Source organism: Candidatus Pseudomonas auctus, assembly GCF_048654275.1.
Classification (GTDB): domain Bacteria; phylum Pseudomonadota; class Gammaproteobacteria; order Pseudomonadales; family Pseudomonadaceae; genus Aquipseudomonas; species Aquipseudomonas pharyngis.
Genome location: NZ_JBJYZK010000003.1, coordinates 440814 through 466426 on the forward strand (window position 1 = coordinate 440814; position 25613 = coordinate 466426).

Consider the following 25613-nt stretch of genomic DNA (forward strand, 5'->3'; position numbering starts at 1 on the left):
GAACGTTTCTCGATAAGCCACGGCATAATGCACGCCGTGAACACAACCTCCAAACGGACAAGGCAAGCAACGTGTTGAAGAAAACCCTGTTCCAGTTGCACTGGTTTTTTGGCATCACTGCCGGGCTGGTGCTGGCCCTGATGGGCATCACCGGCGCTGCCTATTCGTTTCAGGACGAAATTATCAAAGCCCTCAACCCTTCGGTGTTGCAGGTCGAGAAGCAGGTCGCCGGCGTTCTGCCGCCCGCCGATCTGGTGGTGCACATCGAAGCGGCCTCGGGCAAGAAAGTCTCGATGCTCTCGGTCGAAACCGAAAGCGGCAGCGCCGGCCGCGTCTGGTTCACCCCGCCCAAAGGCGAGCGCCGGGGCGAGATGCGCTACTTCGATCCCTACACCGCCGAGTTCAAGGGCGAGGCCACCGGCCAGGATTTCTTCGGCCTGATGCTGCAACTGCACCGGTTCCTCGCCATGGGCGATACCGGTCGCAACATCACCGGCGCCTGCACCCTGATGCTGCTGTTCTTCTGCCTGTCCGGCCTGTACCTGCGCTGGCCGCGCCAGTGGAACAGCTGGCGCGTATGGCTGACCCTCGACTGGAAGAAAAAGGGCCGCAGCTTCAACTGGGATCTGCACTCGGTGTTCGGCACCTGGTGCATGTTGGTGTATCTGCTGCTGGCACTGACCGGACTGTCCTGGTCCTACGAGTGGTACAACAAGGGCCTGACCCGACTGCTTTCCGATGCACCGCAAAACGAGCGCGTGCGCGGCGGTCGTGGCCCGGCCCCTGAAGGTCCGGCGCCGACTGCCGATTACGCCGCCATGTGGCTCAGCATCTACAGCACCGCCGGCCCGGGCCTCGCCGCCTACAACATCCGCATGCCGCCAGTGGCCGGTCAACCGGCGACCGTGTTCTACCTGCTCGACAGCTCGCCCCATGACCGCGCGCTGAACCAGATCACCCTCGACCCGGCCACCGGCGTGGTCAAGCGCGTCGACCGCTACGCCGACAAAAGCTTCAAGGCGCAATTGCTGACCAGCATTTACGCGCTGCACGTCGGCAGTTATTTCGGACTGGTCGGGCGGATCATCGTCACCGTGGCGGCGGTGTTGATGCCGTTGTTCTTCATCACCGGCTGGCTGTTGTACCTGGATCGCCGGCGCAAGAAAAAACAGATCAAGGATGCCCGCAAAGGCCTCGACCAACCGGCCGGCGATACACCGGCGTGGCTGATCGGTTTCGCCAGCCAGAGCGGTTTTGCCGAGCAACTGGCGTGGCAGACCGCCGGGCAATTGCAGGCCGCCGGATTGCCGGTGAAGGTGCAGCCGCTGGCGAATGTCAGCGAGCAGGATCTGCGCGAATCGAACAACGCGCTGTTCGTGGTCAGTACCTTCGGCGACGGCGAAGCGCCGGACAGCGCGCGCGGTTTCGAACGCAAAGTGCTGAACAACGCCTCGACCCTCGACAGCCTCAACTATGCCGTACTCGGCCTCGGCGATCGGCAGTATCAACACTTCTGCGGTTTTGCCCGACGCTTGCATCAATGGCTCGGCGAACACGGCGGCAAGACCCTGTTCGCCCCGGTCGAAGTCGACAGCGGCGACCCTTACGCCCTGCGTCACTGGCAGACCCAGCTCGGCCTGCTCACCGGGCAAGCACCGGTCGACACCTGGCAGGCACCGAGCTACGAGAACTGGACACTGGTGCGCCGCGAGCTGATGAACCCGGACAGCGCCGGCGCACCGGTCTATCTGCTCGGTCTGACCGCACCGACCTCCCGCAGCTGGCTGGCCGGCGATCTGGTGGAAGTGCTGCCGCGTAATTGCCCGTGGGCAATCGAGCATTTCCTCGACGGCCTCGGCATCCGTGGCGAAACCAGCGTCAAGGTCAACGGCCTGCAAGAGTCGCTGGAAGTGGCCCTCGCCAGCCGCCAGTTGCCCGAGCACCGCGCCCATCTGGTGGGCCTGCACGCCCAGGCGCTGGTCGATGCGATGGTGCCGTTGGCAATGCGCGAATACTCGATCGCCTCGATTGCCGCCGACGGCGTACTGGAGCTGATCGTGCGTCAGGAACAGCATGCCGATGGCAGCCTCGGCATCGGCTCCGGCTGGCTGACCGAGCATGCGCAGATCGGCGGCAGCATCAGCCTGCGGGTCCGCCGCAACAGCGGTTTCCACCTACCGAACGCGCCGGTGCCGATGATCCTGCTGGGCAACGGCACCGGCCTTGCCGGGCTGCGCAGCTTGCTCAAGGCACGGATCGCCGACAATCAACAGCGTCACTGGCTGCTGTTTGGCGAACGCAATCGCGAGCACGATTTCCTCTGTCGCGCGGAGCTGGAAGAGTGGTTGATCAATGGCGATCTGGAACGCCTCGATCTGGCGTTCTCGCGAGATCAGGCCGAGAAGATTTACGTGCAGGATCGCCTGCGCGAATCGGCCGGCGAGTTGAAAAAATGGCTGGCGGACGGTGCAGTGATCTACATCTGCGGCAGCCTTCAAGGCATGGCTTCGGGGGTGGATCAGGTGCTCAATGAAGTACTGGGCGCCGCAGAAGTCGAACGCCTGATCGAACAGGGTCGTTATCGTCGCGACGTTTACTGAAGGGAACCACTCACTTTAGCCCTCCCTGGATACAGCTCAAGATTCAGAGAGGGCTGAGGTGACGTTTCCGCTGAATTAGGTTGGATGAAGATCTTTCTTCTAACCACCAAACTGAGGCACCGTAGCGTCGCCGTGGGGACGCTTTGACGTTAGCGGCACCGCATACTTAAGTAACTCTTCCAACGGCCTTTCGACGATTACTGCCAACGCATTGGCAACAGCTATAAACACTGCTAGGTGTTTATGAGAAATTAACGCAGTGTATGTGGCAATGGACTATCCTTTAGGAAAAGTAATAGCGCACTTTCATACAACTTTGTTTGGGATAAAAACTTTTATGCTATGGCACTTGATGGACGACACACTCATGCTTAAAGTAGCGCCCATACAAGTGGCAAATATTCACGGCTAGATGAAAATCTCAGCCAACGCTCACTCGACTACCTTCAGCAAAGCGATTACGACCGAAATGCGGAGCTAGTATTTCTCGACAAATCAAAGCGTCGTTATTTGCGGGCTCAGCCTGCAGCCAAAAATTAACTTTTCCATAGATAGAATCCAAGTAAAAAGGATCTTTGATTCTCTGCTGAGAAAGGTGAGAAATAAGCCCATACCTTTCTATATAAAAAACTTCTTTTTTTATATTCCTTCGAAGATCTCTTGTAATTCTAAGGTTACTTCCAGAGACAGAGAGACCAGTAACAATTTTCTTATTTTTGTTTATCAACAAGCGTGTTTTAGAGTCGTTTACAGCCAACCCATACTCAGAAACTATCGTGCAAATAAGTTTCGGAAAATTACTAGAAATATATCCACCAGAAAATGTAAGATCATCTGCATACCTAGTGAACCTCAGACCATTCTTCTTGGCCAGCGCTGTCAATCTCTTATCTAATTTATTTAGAAGAATATTAGAAAGGTACGGACTAGTTGAGGCCCCCTGCACCAACACCCCATCTTTACAGCAAAGCGCTGCTAATGAGTATGCGACATCTTTTGAATAACCAAGATCAGAGAATAAATTTACTACCCAACCAATTCCTATGGATGGGAAAAAATTTTTCAAGTCCATTTTCAATAGAGTTTTACAGTTCAAATGAACAGATGCATTAGTAAAAATAGATCGTCCTGGCACGTAACCATGCGCAGAATCATGAACGGGATATTTGATCAGGATATTCCTGTATATCCAAGCTTGGCAATGTAATAGACTTGGATAAGGCGCATCAATTTTTCGCTCCCCGCCAGATCGCTTTGGAATAGTGAATTGACGATAGAATCGTCTCGGAGCATTTATCATTGACAAAATAGTAGGATAGTCAATGCCCATTAGTAGCGACAGGTGCTCAAGCTCAAAAATAATCGGAGCGCCTGAGTTCACCAGCAAACTAACTTGACGAATATGATGATCTACATATTTAGGTGACACTCCTCGGCTTTGAAAGAAGTGCTGCCACTCAACAATTGTATTCATAAAAAACCCACAGAAGACTACCTTCTAGACTCGCGCTCGAAACCGCAAGGCGTTGGAAGTGGGCGAAGCCCGCTTTTGACGCCTTGCGGTTTGCGGAAACGCGAAGCGTTGTAGCATTGCAGCTACCGGCACGCTTTACCGCCGGTGGCGCAATATCGGTTATCGAACACCTTAACCTTGGGAGCGACTACACTCCAACGTACTAGCCTCTGTGGGTAAGCCGAGATTACTACAAGAGAATAAAAAAGCAACTCTGGAAGTGACTTTTACTCACTGATTTAACAAAAAAACATTAGGGATGTAAAAACTATCTACTGCAATGGTGCGACCACGCATTCTTTCAGGGACATCTCGCCAATGCTTTTTTCCCGACAGCACCATTCCTGATCCGGCCAAAAAAACTTCCCGCCCGAGCTCACTCAAATAAATTAACGAGTTGTGGTCGACAACTAAATTCTTGGCAGCTAAAGCACTATATGCTTTAAGAAAAATTTCACCAGAAAGTTTGCTCCGCTGGAGAATTGTGTATGGCTGCAGTCCTGATACTGACTCATACAGAATTCGCATGATGACAAAATCGGCGCGAAGTAAGTTAGAGCGCTTATAAGGTATCATGCGTCCCTCATTGCTCTGTGAAGCATCGTTTTACGCGGGCTATTGCCGTTGTAAAATGGCCACCAGAATACTGGAAAAACACTATTCGGAGTATTTGCGGACTGCCGACAATAGGCCGCTTGTGCACCATTGTATCCTAGACTTGGCAGTTCAATCCCCTCATGGTCTTGCGACAATCCCGACTCCAACAGAACCATAAGGGCACGATATTGCTCCGCGATCTCAACGGGAAAACAACCATCAATTGCTTTTTTTATAACAACCTGCGCAGATATATTTATTCCTTCATCCCTCACTGCCTCCAATCCATGACTTGTGGAAGTAAGCACTTTAAATGAAACACTAAAACCTTCTACAGATGCCTCTTGAAACGTACTCACTAACTGTCGATGCCTGCCAATTACTGTTTGCCCAGAGCCCACAAAATCGTCTACGACATAGATACTTCTTCGGCCGGTTTTTTTGTAGTTCTTATACGCACCGCCAAAAGTATTAACCAAGCTGGCACTATTCCAACCCATTTTACTAAATAAAAATTTTAAATTATACAATAACTCTTGTGAGCTATCCGAGCCGGAGTCTGCTGCCATTGCCACAACTTGCGCATTTTCCTCATAACCGTCTTCGCTCATTATTTCTTTAGCAAGGGCTTCAAGCTTTTCCATATAATCTTGACTTGAAAGATAATAAAAATTATCTATTATCTTTATCAACATTTCCCGAGCGTCGGCAGATGGGCACTCCTCATAGAGCATGTGTGCTAACTCATCAGTCTTTTCGCTGATCCACGGCTGGCGAGTGACTAGATTAATTACAGTGTTGAATATATCTTTTCTATCCATAGTATCTTTTGTAATTTTCTGGCTCGCGACGTCGCTCGGAATTGCATCGTTACGCGTGATAGTAGAATGTATCCTTGCTGGCGATGTGTTATCAAGAGGGCATTTCGCATCGTAGCGGGGCGCGAATATCGCGACCATCTGCGGCGAGAGTTGGAGATGGCCTCGACTCGGCTTCAGTGTTGGAGATGAAGCTGACCTTCTCATACGCTCATTACATCGAACCCGCGCCAGACTACCGCACACAGGTCTTTTGCAATCCAGGCCGACATGTGCCCCTTTCTGGGTAAGCCGACGTTTCGAGAGGGACTGGAGTGAATGGGTTTGGGTTTGGGTTTGGGTTTGGGTTTGGTACTTTTAGACCGGCTGCAGCTTCTGCTCAAACACCGCCACCCCCTCCAGATCCCGCAACACCACGCTCATCTCCCCGCTCTGCCCCTCGATGTTCACCTCGCCGAAAAACTGAAACCCGGCAAACGGTGAAGCGTTTTGCGTCGGGGGCGCTTTCTGAAATACCACTTGCGGGCCGAAGGTCTTGTCCAGCGGATTGGGGCCGAAACTGCCAGCGTTCAACGGCCCTGCGACAAACTCCCAGAACGGTTCGAAATCCTGGAACGCCGCGCGATCAGGGTGATAGTGATGCGCCGCGCAGTAATGCACGTCCGCCGTCAGGAACACGAAATTGCGCACCTGATGTGCCCGCAGGAACCCGAGCAATTCGGCCACTTCCAGTTCGCGCCCCTGGGCCGGGCCGGGATCGCCGTTGGCCACCGCTTCCCAGCGAGCAACACCAGGACTGACTTCGCCGTCGGGCACGCCGAGACCGATCGGCATGTCGGCGGCAATCACTTTCCACTGGGCTTTCGAGGCCTTCAATCCACGCTTGAGCCAGTTCAGTTGCTCGCGTCCGAGGAACGGTTTTTCCGCCCCGAGATTGTCGTCGTTGGCGCCGCGATAACTGCGCATGTCGAGCACGAACACATCGAGCATCGGCCCATAACTGAGCTTGCGATAAATCCGCCCGCCGCCATCGGCGGCCTGCAAACGCATCGGCGAATATTCGAGCCAGGCCTGACGCGCACGGCCGACCAGGGTGTGGATATTTTTTTCCTGATAACGCTCGTCGAGCTGCTTGCCCGGCGACCAGTTGTTGACCACTTCATGGTCGTCCCACTGCCAGATCTGCGGCACTTCGGCGTTGAAGCGACGGACGTTTTCGTCCATCAGGTTGTAGCGGTAATTGCCGCGATAATCGTCTAGGGTCTGGGCGACCTTGCTCTTGGCTTCGGTGGTGAGGTTGCGCCAGATCCGGCCACCCTCGGTGGTCAGTTGCGCCGGCACCGGGCCGTCGGCGTAGATGGTATCGCCGCTGTGGATAAAGAAGTCCGGCAGGCGCATGCGCATCGCTTCATAAATGCGCATGCCGCCGATATCGGGGTTGATGCCGAAGCCCTGGCCGACGGTGTCGCCGCTCCAGACAAAACGGAGATTGCGCCGCGCCGTCGGTGCACTGCGCAAGTGGCCGAGCCACGGCTCGCTGGCAACGCCGGTGCGGGCGTCCTTGAAATACACGCGATAGAAAATCGCCTGATCAGCGGGCAACCCGGTGAGTTCGACGCGTGCGGTGAAATCGCTGCGGGCATCGGCCAGCGCCGAAACCACGCGGCGCGGATGGCGGAACTGGCTGCGGGTGTCCCATTCCACCACCATCTGCGCCGGGCGGTCGGCGCGACTCCAGATCATCGCCCGGTCACCCTGCAGGTCGCCGGATTGCACGCCGTCAGTCAGTTGCGGTCGATCCTTGACCGACGCGATCACGGCCGGCGCCAGCCCCGGCATCAGCAGTCCGGCGCCGACGGCTTGCATCACGCGCCGGCGACCGGGATTGAAATCGCTCATGGTGTTCTCCCTGAAAAAAGGAAAACTTAAGCACCGCTAGATGAAAGCGGTGTGACACCTCACGCCTTCGCGGGCTCCAGCGCCAGTTCCACGGCCTCCGGCCGCTTGACCAGCGCGTACACCACCGCCGTCAGCAGACTGCCCGCGACAATCGCCAGCAGGTACAACAGCGCATGGTTGATCGCATTCGGAATCGCCAGCACGAACAGGCCACCGTGGGGCGCCATCAGTTTGCAGCCGAAGTACATCGACAGCGCACCGGTCAGCGCACCGCCGGCAATGCTCGCCGGAATCACCCGCAAAGGGTCTTTCGCGGCAAACGGAATCGCCCCTTCGGAGATGAAGCACAACCCGAGCACCAGCGCCGCTTTACCGGCCTCGCGTTCGGTCTGGGCAAACTTGCGTCGGGCGATGAAGGTGGCGATACCCAGACCGATCGGCGGCACCATGCCGGCGGCCATGGTCGCGGCCATCGGTGCATAACTCTGCGAGGCGAGCAGCCCCACCGAGAACGCATACGCGGCCTTGTTGATCGGCCCGCCGAGGTCGACGCACATCATGCCGCCCAGCAGCACACCGAGCAGGATCGCATTGGTGGTGCCCATGCTGTCGAGGAAATGCGTCAGCGCCGCAAGCATCCCGGCCACCGGTTTGCCGACCACGTAAATCATCACCAGTCCGGTGAACAGACTGGCGAACAACGGGATGATCAGAATCGGTTTCAGCGCTTCGAGACTTTGCGGCAGCGCCACATAGCGACTGATTGCTTTGGCGGCATAGCCTGCGATAAACCCGGCAACGATCCCGCCGATGAATCCGGCGCCCAGGGTGCTCGCCAGCAAACCGCCGATCATCCCCGGTGCGAGTCCGGGACGGTCGGCAATCGACCAGGCGATGTAACCGGCCAGCAGCGGCACCATCAATTTGAACGCGGTCTCGCCACCGATCTGCATCAGCGCCGCCGCCAGCGTGCCCTCTTCCTTGAACGCGGTGATGCCGAACACGAACGACAAGGCGATCATCAGACCGCCCGCTACCACCATCGGCAGCATGAACGACACACCGGTCAGCAGGTGTTTGTAGACGCCGCTTTTCTCTTGTTTGGCAGGGGCCTTGCCGTCGCCGGCAGCGTTTTCAACGACACCTTCGGCCAGGGCTTTTTTCAGCGTGGCTTCGGATTGCTTCAACGCAATGCCGGTGCCGCAGCGGTAGATTTTCTTGCCGGCGAAACGCTCGGTGGCGACTTCAATGTCAGCCGCCAGCAGCACTACGTCAGCCTCGGCAATCGCTGCCGCGCTCAGCGGATTTCGCGCGCCGACCGAGCCCTGGGTTTCGACTTGCAGGTCGTAGCCCAGACGCTTGGCGGCTTGCTGCAAGGCTTCGGCAGCCATGAATGTATGAGCGACGCCGGTCGGGCATGCAGTGACCGCGACCAGACGCGGCGCTTGCGCGCTGGCAACCACGGGCGGCGTTTCGTCAGCGACGTAAACCTGCGCCTCGACGGCGCCACGCCGCAGCACGTCTTCAACATCCTGCAGGGCTTGCGCCGGCGCAATCCGAAAGACTTTCTTGCCGATGAACCGGGTCATGTCCACCGGTCCCGTGGTCACCAGCAACACCCACTCGGCGGCTTCGATGGTGGCCGCTGACAACTCGCGTTCCGGGTGCGCGGCATCCACCACTTCGACGCTGGTGCTCCAGCCCTGACGCTGGGCCGCGGCATCCAGCAGCCGGGCGCACAGCACACTGGTGACCATGCCGTTAGGGCAGGCCGTGACAATGGCTAACTTCATGACAAACCCTCTTATTGTTCTGTCAGGGGGCGCACGCGCACACCCTGTTCGAGCTGCGTCAGTTGCGCAGCATCGTGAATACCGAATCCGATCTGGGTCACTGCCTGCGCCGCAATCGCCGTGGCCGTGCGCAGGGTCTGTTCCGGCGTGTCGGCGCTGAGCAGACCGTGGAGCATGCCGGCCAGCAGCGAATCGCCGGCACCGACCGTACTGGCGACGCTGACCTTCGGCGGCGTCGCATGCAACGCCGAGCCGACGCTGAACCAGTTCACACCTTCGGCACCGTGGGAAATCACCACGTGCTCGATGCCCTGAGCGTGCAGCCGATTGGCCGCTTCAGCCTGAGACGCGTGGGACACCACTTCACAGCCCAGCGCATCGGCCAGCTCTTCGGTGTTCGGCTTGATCAGCCACGGGCCGGCCTTGAGCGCCGCGCGCAAGGCGTCGCCGCTGGTGTCCAGGGCGACTTTCAGGCCCAACGTTTTCAAGCGTTCGACCAGTTCGCGCAACCACTGTGCAGTGACGCCGCGCGGCAAACTGCCGGCGACCACCACCGCGTCATGCCCCGGCGCGATCTGCACCAGTCGATCCAGCAACGCCTGTTGCGCCACTACGCCGACCACCGGCCCCGGGCCGTTGATGTCGGTGATGCGCCCGTCCTGCTCAGCGACCTTGATGTTGCTGCGGGTCTCGCCGGGCACCCGGATAAACGCATCGGTAAAGCCGCGTTTGGCGAACAGGGTTTCGAACGCTTGCAGATTGTCTTCGCCGAGAAAGCCGCTGACCGTCAGTTGATGACCGAGGTCGGCCAGCACCTGCGCGACGTTGACGCCCTTGCCGGCGGCGTGGGTGTGCATCTCGTCGCTGCGGTTGACCTGACCGGCCTCAAGACGTGGCAACTGCACCGTGAGGTCCAGCGCCGGGTTGAGGGTCAGGGTGAGAATCTTGGCCATTACAGGGCCTCCACTAATGCGCGCACTTCGTTGGCGCTGCCCACGGCCAAGGCTTGTTGAGCAAGGGTTTGCGTTTGCGTCAGGCTGAGTTCGCGGATGCGTGCCTTGACCTCGGCGATGCTGCGCCCGGAGACGCTCAGTTCATCCACACCTAGGCCGACCAGCACCGGCACCGCCAGCGGATCCGCCGCCAGCTCGCCGCACACGCCGACCCATTTGCCATGGGCATGGGCCGCGCGCACAGTGATGTCGATCAGTTGCAGCACCGCCGGGTGCAGGCCGTCAGCCTGGGCGGACAGGGTCGGATGACCACGGTCGATCGCCAGCGTGTACTGGGTCAGGTCGTTGGTGCCGACGCTAAAGAAATCCACCTCTTTGGCCAGCACCGGCGCCAGCAAGGCGGCGGACGGCACTTCGATCATGATCCCCAGTTGCAGGTCGGCAACCGGGATTTCCAGACGCAGGCGTTCGGTCATGTCGCGGGCCTGACGCCACTCTTCGACGCTGCCGACCATCGGGAACATGATCCGCAAAGGACGGTTGTCCGCCGAACGCAGCAAGGCGCGCAACTGCGCTTCCATGATCTGCGGACGCTGCAAGGTCAGGCGAATCCCGCGCACGCCGAGGAACGGGTTTTCTTCCTTGGCGATCGGCCAATACGGCAGCGGTTTGTCGCCGCCGACATCGAGGGTGCGCACCACCAGTGGCCGACCGGCGAGACCGTCGAGGACGCGGCGGTATTCGGCTTCCTGAGTCGCCTCGTCCGGCGCCTGTGGATGAGCCATGAAAATCAGTTCGGTGCGCAACAGACCGATGCCTTCGGCGCCCTGCTCCACCGCGCTGATCACACCGGCGCTTTCACCGATGTTGGCGAACACTTCCACGGCGTGGCCGTCGGTGGTGTGTGCCGGCTGATGGCGTTGTTCGGCGGCGGCTTTCAAGCGTTGTTCGCGGGTGTCGCGCTCTTCGCAGGCGCGCTGCAGGGTCGCGGCATCCGCGTCCACATGCAGGCGACCGCGCTGACCATCGAGCAGCAATGGCGTACCCGGTTCCAGCAGTAACACGGCAGCGCCCGCACCGACCAGCGCCGGAATCCCCAGCGCGCGAGCCACGATGGCGCTGTGAGCGGTGGCGCCGCCACGGGCAGTGAGAATCCCCGCGACCCGCGCCGGATCCAGCCGCGCAACGTCGGACGGGCCGACCTCATCCATCACCAGAATGTACGGTTGCTCGGGCTCGGCGGGCGTCTGCACACCACACAGTTGCGCCAGCACCCGACGACCGATGTCGCGCAGGTCGGCGGCGCGTTCGGCGAGCAACGCGTCCTGCAACGATTCCTGTTGTTTTGCGGCGGCCTCGATCACGGCCATCCACGCCGCTTCGGCGCTTTCACCCTGCTTGAGGCGGGTGTCGACTTCGTCGGTGAGTTCCGGGTCGTCGAGCATTTCCTGGTGGGTAATGAAAATCTCGCGGATCGCCTTGGCCTTGCTACGCTCGATCAGGCCCTGAATGTCCTGACGCACGTCGGCCAGCGCTTGCTTGAGACGTTCGCGCTCGATGGCGGCAGACTCGCCGCGCAACGGGTAATCGATGGCTTGCTGGACCTGAATGTGCGCCGGGCCGATAGCGATGCCAGGGGCGGCAGGGATCGCTTGCAGCAGACTGCCGGAGGCCGGGGCGGTCAGCACTTCTGCGATGTCCGTAATCACTTCGCGCTGTTGACTGACTGCGGGCAACGGTTCGACTTCTTCGCCGAGGCCTTCTTCGATGGCGGCGAGCAAGGCCGGCAAGGCATCGGCGGCAATGCTCGGCTCGGCGATGATTTCCAGCACCTGGCCACGACGGGCGCCGAGGCTCAGCAGTTTGCTCAGGCTTTTCACCGATACGGCGCTGTCCTGACTGTCGACGATGCGCACACGAATCTCGCCGTCAAAACTTTTCGCCAGTTGCGCGAGGATCTTCGCCGGCCGCGCATGCAGACCATGGGCGTTGGCCAATGCGATACGTGCGCTCGGCCAATCGGCCGGCAACTCACCGCCAAGCACTTCGAGGACTTTACGGCTGCTGGTGGCGCGGCCCAGTTCATGGCCGCGACCTTCGATCAGCAACGCGCACAACCGCTCGAGCAACGCCTGATGCGCTTCACCCAGACTGGCCAGACAGAACAGACCGCTGAGCGGTTGGCCGAGGTAGCGCATCGGTTTGTCCGGTGTCACGAAGGCCAGGCCTGGACGCTTCACGGTCTGTTCGCTGTGCAGCCACCACAGGCCATCGCCCAGCGGCAGCGCTTCGACTTGCTGCAGCACGCCGGCGAAACCGTTGCTCACGCAATCGGCCTGGCGCAGCAGACGCGCACCACGCCAGACCAGTTCTTCGAAATCGTCGGCGGATACGCCGAGGCCAATCATCTGCGCATCCAGCGCCAGCTCTTGCGGCGCGCCTTGCAGCAGTTTCAGCAGCGCTTCCGGCGAGCTCGCGCGGCGCAGTGCCTGGCCCAGATCGGTCTCGCCGAGGGCGCGGGTCAGCAGTTGCAGCAGGCGCAGGTGTTCGTCGGATTTGGCGGCGATGCCGATGGCCAGATAGACGATCTGGCCATCGCCCCAGTCCACGCCGTCGGGGAACTGCATCAGGCGCACGCCGGTGGCGAACACCTGATCACGGGTTTCAGGGGTGCCGTGGGGGATCGCAATGCCCTGGCCGAGGAAGGTCGAGCCCTGAGCCTCCCGGGCCTGCAGGCCGGCGAGGTAGCCGTCGGCGACAAGTCCATCGGCGACCAGATGACTGGCCAGCAATTGCAAGGCGGCGGGTTTATCCACAGCCGACTGGCCCATGGATATCTGCTCTACAGTGAGCTCGAGCATGCGATCTCCTTTTTGGCGCGGTGGCGCGCCAGGTATTGTTTTGAATGGTTGCAGCTTAGGCGCTGTGGGCCATCCTTTTCAGGAGGCAGTTTTGGCGGTTTCACGGCAGAACCGGCCAAAGGCGTCTAAAACATAGAAAATACGCTTGCTGAAACGTTTAATCTAGATTGATCGGCACGTTACTCGATAATGTCCCATCCTTGAAGTCCAACTTGTCGGATGCGCTGAGACAATGGTCGCCTGCCTGAATCGGGTAGGATTGGCGAAAATGTCGCGGCAAGCTCGAAAAAACAAGGAAATCCCGGGTTGAAACTCAGTGATATCGCGCGGTTGGCCGGAGTGTCCGTGACCACCGCCAGCTACGTCATCAACGGCAAGGCCGAACAGCAACGCATCAGCACCGCCACCGTCGAGCGGGTGCGGGCGGTGGTCGATCTGCACGGCTTTACCCCCAATCCACAGGCGGCCGGGCTGCGCAGTCGGCACACCCGAACCCTGGGTTTTATCCTGCCGGATCTGGAAAACCCCAGTTACGCGCGGATCGCCAAACTGCTGGAGCAAGGCGCCCGGGCGCGGGGTTATCAGCTGCTGATCGCCAGCTCCGACGACGCGCCGGACAGCGAGCGACAACTGCTGCAACTGTTCCGCGCCCGGCGCTGCGATGCATTGATCGTCGCCAGTTGCCTGCCGGCCGGTGACGACAGTTATCGTCAGTTGCAGGCCAAGGGCTTGCCGATCATTGCCATCGACCGGGTGATGGATGCCGAGCATTTCTGTTCGGTGGTCAGCGATGACCGCGAAGCCAGCCTGCACCTGACCGAAAGCCTGCTCGACCCGCAGCCGAAGCAGATCGTGCTGCTGGGCGCCCGCCCGGAACTGAGCATCAGCCAGGAACGTGCGGCCGGGTTCAAGCAAGCCCTGGCCGGGTTCAAGGGCGAAGTGCTGATCGAGCACGCCGAGTCCTTCAGCCGCGAGTGCGGCAAGCAGTTGATGGACGAACTCCTGCAACGCCTCGGGCATTTGCCGGATGCGCTGGTGACCACGTCCTACGTGCTGCTGCAGGGCGTGTTCGACGCGCTGCATGACTTCCCGCTCAAATCGCGCCCACTGCGTCTCGGCACATTCGGTGACACCCAGTTGCTCGACTTCCTGCCTCTGCCGGTCAACGCCATGGCCCAGCAGCACCAGTTGATCGCCGACAAGGCGCTGGAACTGGCGCTGGCGGCGGTCGAACAATCGGATTACCAGCCTGGCGTGCAGGCCATCGCCCGTACCTTCAAGCAGCGTATTCACCGGGACTGAGCCGTGGAGCTGATCGACAGCCATACCCATCTGGACTTCCCCGACTTCGACGCCGACCGCGCGGCGCTGCTCACCGAAAGCCGCGCCCTCGGGGTGCGGCGAATGGTGGTGCTCGGGGTCTACGAGGGTAACTGGCAACGGGTGTGGGATCTGGTGCAAAGCGATGCCGATCTGTACGCGGCCTTCGGTTTGCACCCGGTCTATCTCGATCAGCATCGGCCGCAAGACTTGCTGGCACTGGGCGACTGGCTGACACGGCTAAAGGGTCATAGGCAGCTGTGCGCGGTCGGTGAAATCGGCCTGGATTACTTCATCGAAACCCTCGACCGCGAACGCCAGCAGGCGCTGTTCGAAGCGCAGCTGCAACTGGCGGCGGATTTCGAATTACCGGCGCTGATCCACGTACGGCGCAGCCATGCGGCAGTGATCGCCACGCTCAAGCGCTTCAAGCTCAAACGCGCCGGGATCATCCACGCCTTTGCTGGCAGCCGTGAAGAGGCGCGGGAATACATCAAGCTTGGTTTCAAACTTGGCCTCGGGGGTGCACCGACCTGGCCGCAGGCGTTGCGCATGCACCGGGTGCTGGTCGACTTGCCGCTGGATTCGGTGGTGCTGGAAACCGACTCACCGGACATGGCGCCCGCCATGTACCCCGGCGTGCGCAATACGCCGGCGCATCTGCCGGCGATCTGCGACTCACTGGCCACTTTGATGAACATCAGTGCGCAACAACTCGCTGCCGCCAGTACCGCCAACAGCTGCGACGTGTTCGGCTGGTAGTCAGTCGGCGTGAGCCTTGGCCGCGTCGAGAATCAGCGTCAGGTGCTGGCGCTGCCGGGCATAACGAATCACCGCGAAGTACACGAAAATCGCGATCAGCGATCCGTTCAACTGCTCGGTGACGCTGAGCAGGCCCACCCATTCCATCACCAGGGCCACCAGCAGCGCGGTGCACACCGTCACCAGCGCACTGGCGCGCAGCAGGCCAAGTGAATCGAGCGAACGAAAGCGTTTGATCTGCTTCGGGCAGCGCAGCTCCAGGCTTTTTTGGCAGTGGGCGCAGGTGAACGCTTCGTGAATCGAAATGGCATTCAGCTGCCAGGGTTTGAGTGCCAGCGTGGTCTGGCAGTGGGCGCAGCGGCCCTGGACGCCCAGGGTTGCGACGGACATGTGCGATCTCCTCCAAGTGGTCAATGAATTGATCTTGGTTCATTGAAGCCGAAAAACCAGCGCCTGGAGGAAAACAGGATTGGGCTTACAGATGTAGGCAAAAAAGTACTACAAGCCATTCCGAAAAAACCTGCCTCACAGGAGGCAGGTCGCTTCAAACTCGGAACGCGCTGATCAACTGCTTCAACTCGACCACCTGCGCCGACAACGCACGGCTGGCGTCTTCGGTCTGATGCGCACCTTCTGCGGTGCGCTCGCCGGCACGGTTGATCTCGACGATGTTCTGGTCGATATCGTGGGCCACGGCGGTCTGCTGCTCGACAGCGGCGGCGATCTGCTGGTTCTGGTCGACGATCATGCCGACAGCGCCGAGGATGTTTTCCAGCGCCTGCTGGACTTTCTCCGACTGCCCCACCGTGCCGTTGGCCATCTGATGGCTGACGCCCATGGCCTTCACTGCCGCGCCGACGCCGCCATGGAGCTTGGCGATCATCTGCTCGATTTCTTCGGTCGATTGCTGAGTGCGCTTGGCCAGCGTGCGGACTTCGTCGGCGACCACGGCAAAACCGCGCCCCTGCTCACCGGCCCGCGCAGCCTCGATCGCGGCGTTGAGCGCCAGCAAATTGGTCTGTTCGGCGATGCTCTTGATCACTTCCAGAACGCGGCTGATCGCCTGGCTGTCGCTGGCCAACTGGTTGATCACCAGCACCGATTGATCAATTTCGCTCGCCAGTGCCGCGATGCTGCCCTGCTGCGATTCCACCAGTCCGCGCCCGTTGATGGTCTCATCGTTCACGCTGTGGGCGCTGCTGACCGCTGCCGCCGCACTGCGTGCCACCTCCAGCGACGTTGCCGACATCTGGTTCATCGCCGTCGCCACTTGTTCGATCTGTGTGCGTTGCCCGGCGACCGCCTGATTGCTTTGCGCCGAGACGTTTTCCACCTGCCCCGCCTGCCGCTCGACCTCGCCAACGGTGTGGCCGACCCGTTCGATCAGGTCATGGATTTTCCTCACCGTACCGTTGAACACTTCGCCCAACTCGCCGAGTTCATCGCGGCTGTTGGCGTGGAAATTCACCGTCATGTCGCCTGCCGCGACTTTATCCATCATGGCGCCGAGGTTTTTCAGGGTGGCGCGGGTCGAGGCATAGAAGCCACCGTAGAGATAGAAAATCAGCACGAACACCAGCGACAACGCCACGGCTTGCAGCACCATGTGCGTACGGTTTTGCCCCAGGCGCTGTTGCAATTGGGTGTCGAGGAATTTCAGGGTGGCGTCGTTGAGCTGATAGGTCTGGTCCATCAGCCCGGTGAGCTGGTCATAAAAACCCTGCCATGGGGCGTCGAGGGTTTCGGCCATCACCACTTGTTCTTCGATCAGGGTGCCGGCCTGTTTCAGCGACGCCTTGCTGGCATCGGCCGGGGCGCTCAGGGAGTCACGGGCGGCTTTGCTCGAACCCAGCGCATCCTGCAATTTCAGGCCATATTCGGCCTGAAGCTTTTCGATCTGCACCAGCAACTCGTCGAAACGGGTGCTCGACGAACTGTTGAGAAAGCCCTGGCCCAATGAATACGAGCCCATCGCCCGACCTTCGCCCAAGGCCTGGGTGACGGCCGGCGTGATCGCGGTGATCAGCTCGCTGAGCTGGCGTATATCGCTCTGGTTGTCGCGACTCAATCCGGCCTGACTGGCCACGATCTGGCTGAAAATCTGCGCATTGCCGAGCAATTTGCCAATCAGCGCACTTTTGCTTTGCAGAGAGTTTTCCGCCTGCTGGGCCTTGAAAGCGGCGATCATTTCATCGCGCTTGGCCTCGAAGAATTTGATCTGCTCCGGATCCTCGGTCATGGGCGTCAGCCCTTGCAGGCGCGCCAGAACGTTTTGCTCAAGACTGGTGATCTGCGCCTCGACATTGCCGGCCTTGCCGGACTGGCCGAGGGTGACGTTGATCTGCACCAGATTGTTGAGGGTTTCCAGATCCCGGCGCAGGGTCAGGCTGCTGCCCAGCAGGTCGAGGCTCTGCAGCTCCACCCGGGTGCCCTGGAATTCGCGATAGGAATCGCGCACCAGATAGAAATTGGTCACCAGCATCGGCACCAGGAACAGCACGCTGATCAGGCTGAACTTCATGCCGAAGCTCAAGCGGTTCATCAGCGAGACGGCGGGATAGAGCAAGCTCTTCACTGGAAGTCTCCCTTGGTTTTTTCTTGTTTTTATTGGCAGGCGCGGGGCGACAGCAGATAGCCACTATCGGGCGCTATCTCTGTATAGCTCAAATCGAAGGGAGGTTTTGTAACTTAAGGTTAACGAGGGGGATTGCCCCCCTCGTCACTCGAACGGCCTACGCCAGCACTGTCCACAGGGCAAATCCGGCATACCACAGCACCGCCGCCCGCAGCAGCAACTCCCACAGGCAGTCGAGGGTGTTGATGCCTTCGGGGCCGACAGCGGCCGGCGGGATTTCCCCGGCCGCGAGCCCGACCCTGTTGATCAGTTGCGCGGCGCTGATGTTCCAGTTCAGCAGCTCGTGCAGCATCACCCGACTGACCGCGACGAAATTGCCGACCAAGGCGAGGCTCGCCGCCAGCAGGCGCACCGGCACCCAGTCGAAGGCGTGACGCAGTTGCCCTGCCCGTTCGGCCACCGCCGGGTTCTGGGCGTTTTCCTCCGCCAGCGCCAGCAAGCGGTAACTCAGTGCCGCCACCGGACCGAGCAGGAAGTACCAGAAAATCACCGCAAAAAAGCTCTGGTAGGCCTGCCACAACAGATGCCGCTGCACTTGCTCCAGCAATTGTTCTCCGCTTTCGGCGCAGATGTTCAGATCACGCTTGGCCACATGGGCGGCGGCCTGCAGGTCCTCACGGCGCCAGGCGTCGCGAAACGGCCCGAGTTCGCCGAGCAGGTCACCCCGCCCCAGGCTGTAAATCACCACCAGCAAATGCACCGGCAATGCCAGCAGACCATAGGCCACCGGCTCCAGCACCAGCAGCAACAAGCCCAGCAATGCCACCGGCAGCAGCACCAGAACAATCAGCACCAGCCACGGCTGTTTCGCCAGCCCACCGGTTTCAAGCTTGTGCAGTTCGCGGATCCATCCGCCATCGCGTTGCACCCGTTGGCGCAGAGCCGAGAACTTCTCGATCCATACCGCCAGCAGTAACACCAGAAAACTCATTGTCCTTCCTCTTGTGCCAGGGCGGCGCGGTAGCGTGCCCAGTCGAATGCGGGTCCGGGGTCGGTCTTGCGTCCGGGGGCGATGTCGCTGTGCCCGCAGATGCGCTCGACGGTGATCGCCGGGAACGCCGCCTGTATCTGCCGGGTCAGCACGGTCAACGCCTGGTACTGCGCATCGGTGAACGGCAGATCATCGGTGCCTTCCAGCTCGATGCCTACGGAAAAATCGTTACAGGTTTCCCGTCCCTCGAACACCGAAACACCGGCATGCCAGGCACGCTCAAGACAGGAGACAAACTGGGTGACCTTGCCGTCACGTTCGATCAGAAAATGCGCAGACACGCGCAGGTCGGCGATCCCCGCAAAGTAGGGATGTTCCGTGACATCCAGACGATTCTGGAAAAATTCCTGGACCTTGCCGGTGGCGAACTGTGCCGGCGGCAGGCTGATGTTGTGGATGACCAACAGGGAGACTTCGCCCGCCGGGCGTTCATTGAAGTTGGGCGAAGGGCAGACCTGCACCCCGTGACACCACCCGCTTGCGGGATCCAACTGCATACCGATTCCTTCAACGCCGACTGTGTTGGCGACCAGTATGCCGTGATCGGCCCCCGGCGCGCGATCACTTGCCGCGATTGAGCCGCCGCAGATTGCCGAGCACCGACTCCAGCGCCCGGTCGAACAGCAAGGTGTCGTCCAGCGCCCGCACCGCGCCGCGACGAAACGCCAGGGCCAGTTCCGTGCGGTCGCGCTCCAGCACTTTCATGCCGGTGCGGTCGACGAACACGTACTTGCCGGTAGCCTCGATGATCGCCGCCAGCTTGCAGCGCAGAGTGTGTTCTTCGTCCTCCTCGAACGCCACCCAACTGCCCAGACGCAACTGTTCGACCTGGCGCAGACCGACATCGTCGGCTGGCAAACGCGCTGGCGTGCGTGGTTTGAGACCGTCGTCAGCCATCTGCAGGACAATCGTCTGCGACACTTCGATCATTTCCGGCAGCACGGACTGATCCGGTGCGCTGGACGGTTCGAGCAGCCGCACATGCAGCGCTTCCAGCTCACTGAAAAAACCGCTGGTGGCAAACGGATCGAAGGCCGAAGTGCTCAGGCCGTCGCGCAATGACTTGAGCAATCCCGGCACCAGCGCCAGCAGACGCAGACCGGCTTCGGCGTCGTCGTGGCGCTGCACGCTCCAGATCAATTGCTCCATGGTCTGCACGTCGGCCTGCCATTCGGCGGACTGATCGCCGTGCTTGAGGCAGGTCAGCAGCAACACCTTGCTCCAGGCGTCTTGCACGAACGTCACCACCGACGGTGGCAGGACCTTGCCCAGCAAAGCCTGATTGAGCGCCTGCTCGACCCGCTGGCGAGCCAGTTCGGTTTTCGCCCGGCCCTCTTCGGCATCGCGCAAACGCTGTTCAAGCAATTCGCTGCGACGGCGCTCGTCACTGGTGAAGGCGAGGAAGTCCGCCAGCAACTCGGAAAAAATCGCCGGGTCATCGACGAAATCCGTCAGCAGGCGCTGCACCACTTGCTCGATGCGCAGGTACAGGCTGTCGCGCGCATTACCGTCGCACTCGCCCCAGCCCATCGCCGCCTCGGCGATTTCGTTGAGCAGGCGGCGCGCCGGATGGCTGCTGCGGCTGAAGAAGCTTTTGTCGATCACCGCGACCTTCAACATCGGGATCTGCAACCGGGCAATCAGCGCCTTGAGGGAATCCGGCAGGTTGCGATCATCGAGAATGCAGTCGAAGACCATGGCCACCAGATTGATCACGTCCTCGTCAGCCCCGCCGACAATTCGCGACTTGCCGCTGCGCACGCTGACCCGCGTCAGCAGTTGTTCAAGTTGATGACGCAGATCGAAGTCGTCCTGCACCGCCAGCGCCGGCACGTATTGCTGCAGGTGCGAGAGCAGGCGCAGCAGGTCGCGGGTGGAAATTGGTTGGGCGGGAGCGCTGGGTTCCAGGGTCGGCGCAACGGTACCGCGCACATGCAGCAGCAACTCCTGCAACGCGGCGAAGACGTCCTGCACGCCCGCATCCGTCTGAGGTTTGTCGACGCCCTTGAATTCACTCTGCACGCTGGCCACGGCCTGATCGATGGCACGACGGGCCGGTGCCGGCTTGAGTTCGGGCAACACGCCCGTGGCGATCAGCAGTTGGTTGGCTTCGGCGTAGAGTTGATCGGTATCGGCCAGCACATAGCGCTCGAACAATTTGAGCAGGATCAGCTTGACCTTGATCTCCACCCCCAGATTGCGCCCGGCCTGCAGGAAGTACTCGCAAAGCATCGCCGGGCCCAGCGGGTTGTAATGATCGCTCAGAGTCTTGCCCAACAACGCATTGAACCGCGCGGTCAGTTGATCGAGGGCGAAGCCGTCGCGATTGAGTACGCGGCCGACCATGGTTTCGACCGCGACGCTGCGCTCCATGTCATCAGTGCGCGCCGAGGTGTCCCCATATTGCAAGGCGTGAGACAGGACGGTGGGGACGGGATCGAATTGAGTGAGGCCGACAAAGGCTTCGAAGAACTGCTCGAGAAAACCGCGCTCGATGTTCTTGCGCTTGAGGCGCAGGTCGCGCATGGCTTCGAAAAAGATGTTCTGTTCGACGTCGTTACGCGCCCGATCGGCCATTTCGAACAGGGTGTCGTCGGCGTTATCGAACAGCTCCTGCAAACCGTTGCGCAGGCGCTGGGCAGCCTTGTCGCGAACCTGAAGCAGAATCACAGGCAGGCGGGCGAGCGGCGAGTGAGGCGCCTGATCGGTAGTGGCCTTGTGCAGAGGCACTACATTCCCGTCGTTGTGCATCCAAGCCTCCTGAAACGGTGATTTGCCGACGTCAAACTCATGGCGTCAAATGCAAGGCGGATTATCTTGCAAAAGATGTCCCCGGCGCCAGAGCCGTCAGGGTTTCCCCTATGCGCCGGCACCTTGAAGTGACCACGACAGAATCGGGTTTGCTCAAAGAAAATCGACCGGATGCAGCGCTGCGTGGCTGTTCTCGCCTTGGGTTGGCCGACGCCATGCCCCTATAATCGGACCACTTAGTTTGTGGAGCCCGTTATGCCGAATCTACGTCTCGCCGATTTGACCGCCGAAATCGAAGCCAACGTGCGCCGTGCGTTGCTCGAAGACATCGGCAGCGGCGACATCACCGCGCAACTGATCCCGGCCGAACGCCTGGCCAAAGCCACCATCATCACCCGTGACGCCGCCGTCATCAGTGGCACGGCCTGGGTCGATGCGGTGTTCCGCCAGCTCGATCCGCGGGTGGCGGTGCATTGGCAGGTGCGCGATGGCGAACGGGTTTCGCCGAATCAGCCGTTGTTTCATCTGGAAGGCCCTGCCCGGTCGCTACTGACCGGCGAGCGCAGCGCCCTGAACTTCCTGCAATTGCTGTCGGGCGTGGCGACCCGCGCGCAGTACCTGGCGGACTTCGTCGCCGAGACCTCGGTAAAACTGCTCGACACCCGCAAGACCCTGCCGGGCCTGCGTCTGGCGCAGAAATACGCGGTCACCTGCGGCGGTTGCCATAACCATCGCATCGGTCTCTACGACGCGTTCCTGATCAAGGAAAACCACATCGCTGCCAGCGGCGGCATCCCGCAGGCCATTGCCGCTGCGCACAAGATCGCCCCGGGCAAGCCGGTGGAAATCGAAGTGGAAAGTCTGGAAGAGCTGAAGGAGGCGCTGGCCGCCGGTGCCGACATCATCATGCTCGATGAGCTGAGCCTCGACGACATGCGCGAAGCCGTGCGCCTGAACGGCGGCAAGGCAAAACTGGAAGCCAGTGGCGGCATCAACGAAAGCACGCTGCTGCCGATCGCACAGACCGGGGTGGATTACATCTCGATCGGCGCGATGACCAAGGACGTGAAGGCCGTGGATCTGTCGATGCGCCTGAGCATCTGAGTCGATCACGCAATAAAAAACGCCAGCCCTTTCGAGGCTGGCGTTTTTGTTTCAGACCACCAGATTGTTCATCTCGCAGTACTCTTCCCACTCGACGCCCAACACTTCGGCCGCTTCCTTGTGCAGCTCCAGGCGCTTGGCCTCGAACTCCTCAGGCGTGCTGGTGTACTTGAGGGTCAATTCCCACGGCTGCAGGCCCTGGGCTTCGGCTTCATCTTCGAACGCCCACTGGATCTGGTCTTTCTGATCATCGGGACTCAGGTCCTTGATCTCTTCCTTCAGATCCGGGACATCCAGAATGTATTTTCTAAGCGCTTCTTCGTGACGTTGCTCTTGAGTTAATTCGGTCATGGCGTTCTCGCTGATCATAGGAATGGAGGATGGATCTGGATCATCAAGGATCTCTCTGACGCGGACTGTCCGGCCTTCGGAACCATTCGGGATCATCTGAAAACTGCTGGGCGATGCTCATGCAGGCACCGAATATAGGACGTTTGCATGACGAATTACACGGCTCTTTACATCTCTCCCACAAAAAGTTGACCTGTGGAACATAAATGCCGGTTCAAAAGGATAAGGGAGAGGTGGTGCCCGAGACAGGAATCGAACCTGCGACCTTCGCGTTACGAGTGCGCTGCTCTACCGGCTGAGCTACACGGGCGGTGGGCTAAACCTAGCACCGGTCTTGCAGGTCGGCAACTTCGCCGAATGACTCGATATTTCACGGACAAAAAAATACCCCGCCGTTTTCACGGCGGGGCATTTTCATTGCGCTGGAGCTGCGGGGTGATTAAACGCCCGAAGCCTTCGCAGCGGCCACGTCTTTGATGGACAGCTTGATACGGCCGCGGTTGTCCACGTCCAGTACCAGCACTTCCACTTCCTGGCCTTCTTTCAGGATGTCGGTCACTTTCTCTACGCGAGCGTCGCTCAGCATCGAGATGTGAACCAGACCGTCCTTGCCCGGCAGGATGTTGACGAATGCGCCGAAGTCGACGATGCGCTCAACCTTGCCGACGTAGATCTTGCCGATCTCGGCCTCTGCGGTGATACCCAGAACGCGCTGACGTGCTGCTTCAGCCGCTTCCTTGGTTTCGCCGAAGATCTTGATCGAGCCGTCGTCTTCGATGTCGATCGAAGCCTTGGTTTCTTCGCAGATCGCACGGATGGTCGCGCCACCCTTACCGATAACGTCACGGATCTTGTCGGTGTCGATCTTCATCGCGATCATGGTCGGAGCGTTGGCCGACAGTTCGGTACGCGACTGGCCGATGATCTGGTTCATCTGGCCGAGGATGTTCAGGCGCGCTTCCAGGGCTTGGCCCAGAGCGATTTCCATGATCTCTTCGGTGATGCCCTTGATCTTGATGTCCATCTGCAGCGCGGTCACACCTTTGGCGGTACCGGCTACTTTGAAGTCCATGTCGCCCAGGTGGTCTTCGTCACCCAGGATGTCGGTCAGGACGGCGAACTTCTCGCCTTCTTTAACCAGACCCATGGCGATACCGGCAACCGGTGCCTTCATCGGAACACCAGCGTCCATCAGGGCCAGGGAAGCGCCGCAAACGGAAGCCATCGAGCTCGAACCGTTGGATTCGGTGATTTCCGATACCACACGGATGGTGTACGGGAACACATCAGCGGCAGGCAGCATGGCCGAAACCGAACGACGGGCCAGACGGCCGTGACCGATTTCGCGACGACCGGCGCCACCCATGCGACCACACTCGCCCACCGAGAACGGAGGGAAGTTGTAGTGCAGCATGAACGGGTCTTTTTTCTCGCCTTCCAGGGTATCCAGCAGTTGCGCGTCACGGGCGGTGCCCAGCGTCGCGACAACCAGAGCCTGGGTTTCGCCACGGGTGAACAGTGCTGAACCGTGAGTCTTCGGCAGAACGCCGACTTCGATGTTCAGCGGACGTACGGTGCGGGTGTCGCGACCGTCGATACGTGGCTTGCCGTTAACGATGTTTTCGCGAACGGTGCGGTATTCGATTTCACCGAAAGCGGCTTTGACGTCGGCAGCCGAAGGCTGGCCTTCTTCACCGGAAAGCTTGGCCACAACCTGGTCACGCAGCTCGCCCAGACGCGCGTAACGGTCGGCCTTGATGGTGATGGTGTAAGCCTGGGAGATCGCTTCGCCGAACTCGGAACGGATAGCGGCCAGCAGCTCGGTGGCTTCTGGAGCAGGTGCCCAGGTCCAGGTTGGCTTGGCAGCTTCGGCAGCCAGTTCCTTAACGGCGTTGATCACGACCTGGAATTCGTCGTGAGCAAACAGTACTGCGCCCAGCATCTGGTCTTCGGTCAGCTCTTTGGCTTCCGATTCAACCATCAGTACGGCGTCCGAAGTACCGGCAACGACCATGTCCAGGCTCGAGGCAGCCTGCTGCTCGTAGGTCGGGTTCAGCAGGTAGCCGGTGCTTTCGTGGAAAGCAACGCGAGCGGCGCCGATCGGGCCGTCGAACGGAATGCCGGAGATCGCCAGGGCAGCCGAGGTACCGATCATCGCAGCGATGTCCGGATCGGTCTTCTTGCTGGTGGAAACGACGGTGCAGACAACCTGCACTTCGTTCATGAAACCTTCCGGGAACAGCGGACGGATCGGACGGTCGATCAGTCGGGAAGTCAGGGTTTCTTTCTCGGAAGGACGGCCTTCACGCTTGAAGAAACCGCCAGGGATCTTGCCGGCAGCGTAGGTCTTTTCCTGGTAGTGAACGGACAGAGGGAAGAAGCCCTTGCCCGGATCGGCTTGCTTGGCACCGACTACGGTCACCAATACGCTGACGTCGTCGTCAACGGTGACCAATACTGCGCCGGAGGCCTGACGGGCGATACGGCCAGTCTCGAGGGTAACGGTCGACTGACCGAACTGGAATTTTTTGATTACCGGGTTCACGGTGTCCTACCTTCTTTGTGGCTCTTGGGGGAACTGGTTTCTTGCGAAATTCTTGGGCAATGCCGGGAATCGGCCCGACGCCTGTCCAGGGTAAAACGTGTATCCAGATAAAACTTGAGG

The 25613-nt window shown here is 59.9% G+C and carries 18 protein-coding genes, 1 tRNA gene and 1 pseudogene; 4 read left to right on the top strand and 16 right to left on the bottom strand.

Going from position 1 to position 25613, the window contains the following annotated elements:
- The first annotated feature begins 71 nt into the window (after positions 1-71).
- Positions 72-2600 (top strand): PepSY domain-containing protein, encoded by a 2529-nt coding sequence (locus tag ACKUG4_RS08485; RefSeq protein WP_445433805.1) that lies wholly within the window; start codon positions 72-74, stop codon positions 2598-2600.
- A gap of 421 nt (positions 2601-3021) precedes the next feature.
- Here ACKUG4_RS08485 and ACKUG4_RS08490 read toward each other — a convergent pair whose 3' ends face one another.
- The 7 genes from ACKUG4_RS08490 to ptsP form a co-directional block, all read right to left on the bottom strand.
- Positions 3022-4074: a reverse transcriptase family protein gene (locus ACKUG4_RS08490; protein ID WP_445433806.1), complete on the bottom strand. Its 1053-nt coding sequence runs from the start codon at positions 4072-4074 to the stop codon at positions 3022-3024.
- A 270-nt stretch (positions 4075-4344) separates the two neighbouring features.
- Positions 4345-4689, bottom strand: a complete 345-nt coding sequence (locus tag ACKUG4_RS08495) for a hypothetical protein (RefSeq protein WP_445433807.1) — start codon at positions 4687-4689, stop codon at positions 4345-4347.
- On the bottom strand, positions 4686-5531 hold the full coding sequence (locus ACKUG4_RS08500; protein WP_445433808.1) for a phosphoribosyltransferase-like protein: 846 nt from the start codon (positions 5529-5531) through the stop codon (positions 4686-4688). The genes ACKUG4_RS08495 and ACKUG4_RS08500 overlap by 4 nt, the downstream gene beginning before the upstream one ends.
- Before the next feature lie 354 nt (positions 5532-5885).
- Positions 5886-7427, bottom strand: a complete 1542-nt coding sequence (locus ACKUG4_RS08505; RefSeq protein ID WP_221615036.1) for an alkaline phosphatase D family protein — start codon at positions 7425-7427, stop codon at positions 5886-5888.
- A 59-nt stretch (positions 7428-7486) separates the two neighbouring features.
- Positions 7487-9220, bottom strand: coding sequence for a PTS fructose-like transporter subunit IIB (locus ACKUG4_RS08510; RefSeq protein WP_085647665.1), 1734 nt, complete (start codon positions 9218-9220; stop codon positions 7487-7489).
- Positions 9221-9231: 11 nt separating this feature from the next.
- Entirely contained in the window at positions 9232-10173 is a 942-nt protein-coding gene (gene pfkB / locus ACKUG4_RS08515; protein WP_445433809.1) for a 1-phosphofructokinase, read from the bottom strand.
- Entirely contained in the window at positions 10173-13034 is a 2862-nt protein-coding gene (gene ptsP / locus ACKUG4_RS08520) for a phosphoenolpyruvate--protein phosphotransferase (RefSeq protein ID WP_445433810.1), read from the bottom strand. The genes pfkB and ptsP overlap by 1 nt, the downstream gene beginning before the upstream one ends.
- A gap of 306 nt (positions 13035-13340) precedes the next feature.
- Between ptsP and cra the strand changes: the two genes are divergently transcribed.
- Both cra and ACKUG4_RS08530 read left to right on the top strand, forming a co-directional pair.
- Positions 13341-14336 (top strand): catabolite repressor/activator, encoded by a 996-nt coding sequence (gene cra, locus ACKUG4_RS08525; RefSeq protein ID WP_445433811.1) that lies wholly within the window; start codon positions 13341-13343, stop codon positions 14334-14336.
- A gap of 3 nt (positions 14337-14339) precedes the next feature.
- A complete protein-coding gene (locus ACKUG4_RS08530) occupies positions 14340-15116 on the top strand; it encodes a TatD family hydrolase (protein ID WP_236189855.1) in 777 nt (258 codons plus the stop codon).
- Here ACKUG4_RS08530 and ACKUG4_RS08535 read toward each other — a convergent pair whose 3' ends face one another.
- The 6 genes and pseudogenes from ACKUG4_RS08535 to ACKUG4_RS08560 form a co-directional block, all read right to left on the bottom strand.
- On the bottom strand, positions 15117-15506 hold the full coding sequence (locus ACKUG4_RS08535; protein ID WP_039769189.1) for a hypothetical protein: 390 nt from the start codon (positions 15504-15506) through the stop codon (positions 15117-15119).
- Positions 15507-15660: 154 nt separating this feature from the next.
- On the bottom strand, positions 15661-16374 hold the full coding sequence (locus ACKUG4_RS08540; protein WP_371916405.1) for a methyl-accepting chemotaxis protein: 714 nt from the start codon (positions 16372-16374) through the stop codon (positions 15661-15663).
- Between the two features lie 144 nt (positions 16375-16518).
- A pseudogene (locus ACKUG4_RS08545) lies at positions 16519-17658 on the bottom strand (HAMP domain-containing protein); the annotation flags it as partial.
- A gap of 190 nt (positions 17659-17848) precedes the next feature.
- The gene (ampE, locus tag ACKUG4_RS08550) at positions 17849-18682 is read right to left on the bottom strand and encodes a regulatory signaling modulator protein AmpE (protein ID WP_039769185.1); all 834 of its coding nucleotides are present in this window, start codon (positions 18680-18682) and stop codon (positions 17849-17851) included.
- Positions 18679-19239: a 1,6-anhydro-N-acetylmuramyl-L-alanine amidase AmpD gene (gene ampD / locus ACKUG4_RS08555; protein ID WP_011332414.1), complete on the bottom strand. Its 561-nt coding sequence runs from the start codon at positions 19237-19239 to the stop codon at positions 18679-18681. The genes ampE and ampD overlap by 4 nt, the downstream gene beginning before the upstream one ends.
- Before the next feature lie 64 nt (positions 19240-19303).
- Positions 19304-21493 carry a DUF1631 domain-containing protein gene (locus ACKUG4_RS08560; protein WP_445433812.1) on the bottom strand — a complete coding sequence of 730 codons (2190 nt, stop codon included), beginning with the start codon at positions 21491-21493 and terminating at the stop codon, positions 19304-19306.
- Positions 21494-21748: 255 nt separating this feature from the next.
- Here ACKUG4_RS08560 and nadC point away from each other — a divergent pair, with 255 nt between their 5' ends.
- Positions 21749-22597 (top strand): carboxylating nicotinate-nucleotide diphosphorylase, encoded by an 849-nt coding sequence (gene nadC, locus ACKUG4_RS08565; RefSeq protein ID WP_007953729.1) that lies wholly within the window; start codon positions 21749-21751, stop codon positions 22595-22597.
- 51 nt (positions 22598-22648) lie between these two features.
- Here the strand turns inward: nadC and ACKUG4_RS08570 are convergent, their stop codons facing one another.
- From ACKUG4_RS08570 to pnp, 3 genes are all read right to left on the bottom strand, one after another.
- Entirely contained in the window at positions 22649-22948 is a 300-nt protein-coding gene (locus ACKUG4_RS08570; protein WP_039769697.1) for a DUF6388 family protein, read from the bottom strand.
- A 234-nt stretch (positions 22949-23182) separates the two neighbouring features.
- Positions 23183-23258 (bottom strand) — tRNA-Thr (locus tag ACKUG4_RS08575).
- A 129-nt stretch (positions 23259-23387) separates the two neighbouring features.
- Positions 23388-25493: a polyribonucleotide nucleotidyltransferase gene (pnp, locus tag ACKUG4_RS08580; RefSeq protein ID WP_011332410.1), complete on the bottom strand. Its 2106-nt coding sequence runs from the start codon at positions 25491-25493 to the stop codon at positions 23388-23390.
- Positions 25494-25613 lie beyond the last annotated feature (120 nt).

Bases quoted from the DNA above. Each gene is read 5' to 3' on its own strand.
- ACKUG4_RS08490 (WP_445433806.1), bottom strand. From the start codon at position 4,074: ATGAATACAATTGTTGAGTGGCAGCACTTCTTTCAAAGCCGAGGAGTG.
- ACKUG4_RS08495 (WP_445433807.1), bottom strand. From the start codon at position 4,689: ATGATACCTTATAAGCGCTCTAACTTACTTCGCGCCGATTTTGTCATC.
- ACKUG4_RS08500 (WP_445433808.1), bottom strand. From the start codon at position 5,531: ATGGATAGAAAAGATATATTCAACACTGTAATTAATCTAGTCACTCGC.
- ACKUG4_RS08505 (WP_221615036.1), bottom strand. From the start codon at position 7,427: ATGAGCGATTTCAATCCCGGTCGCCGGCGCGTGATGCAAGCCGTCGGC.
- ACKUG4_RS08510 (WP_085647665.1), bottom strand. From the start codon at position 9,220: ATGAAGTTAGCCATTGTCACGGCCTGCCCTAACGGCATGGTCACCAGT.
- pfkB (WP_445433809.1), bottom strand. From the start codon at position 10,173: ATGGCCAAGATTCTCACCCTGACCCTCAACCCGGCGCTGGACCTCACG.
- ptsP (WP_445433810.1), bottom strand. From the start codon at position 13,034: ATGCTCGAGCTCACTGTAGAGCAGATATCCATGGGCCAGTCGGCTGTG.
- ACKUG4_RS08535 (WP_039769189.1), bottom strand. From the start codon at position 15,506: ATGTCCGTCGCAACCCTGGGCGTCCAGGGCCGCTGCGCCCACTGCCAG.
- ACKUG4_RS08540 (WP_371916405.1), bottom strand. From the start codon at position 16,374: ATGAACCAGATGTCGGCAACGTCGCTGGAGGTGGCACGCAGTGCGGCG.
- ampE (WP_039769185.1), bottom strand. From the start codon at position 18,682: ATGAGTTTTCTGGTGTTACTGCTGGCGGTATGGATCGAGAAGTTCTCG.
- ampD (WP_011332414.1), bottom strand. From the start codon at position 19,239: ATGCAGTTGGATCCCGCAAGCGGGTGGTGTCACGGGGTGCAGGTCTGC.
- ACKUG4_RS08560 (WP_445433812.1), bottom strand. From the start codon at position 21,493: ATGCACAACGACGGGAATGTAGTGCCTCTGCACAAGGCCACTACCGAT.
- nadC (WP_007953729.1), top strand. From the start codon at position 21,749: ATGCCGAATCTACGTCTCGCCGATTTGACCGCCGAAATCGAAGCCAAC.
- ACKUG4_RS08570 (WP_039769697.1), bottom strand. From the start codon at position 22,948: ATGACCGAATTAACTCAAGAGCAACGTCACGAAGAAGCGCTTAGAAAA.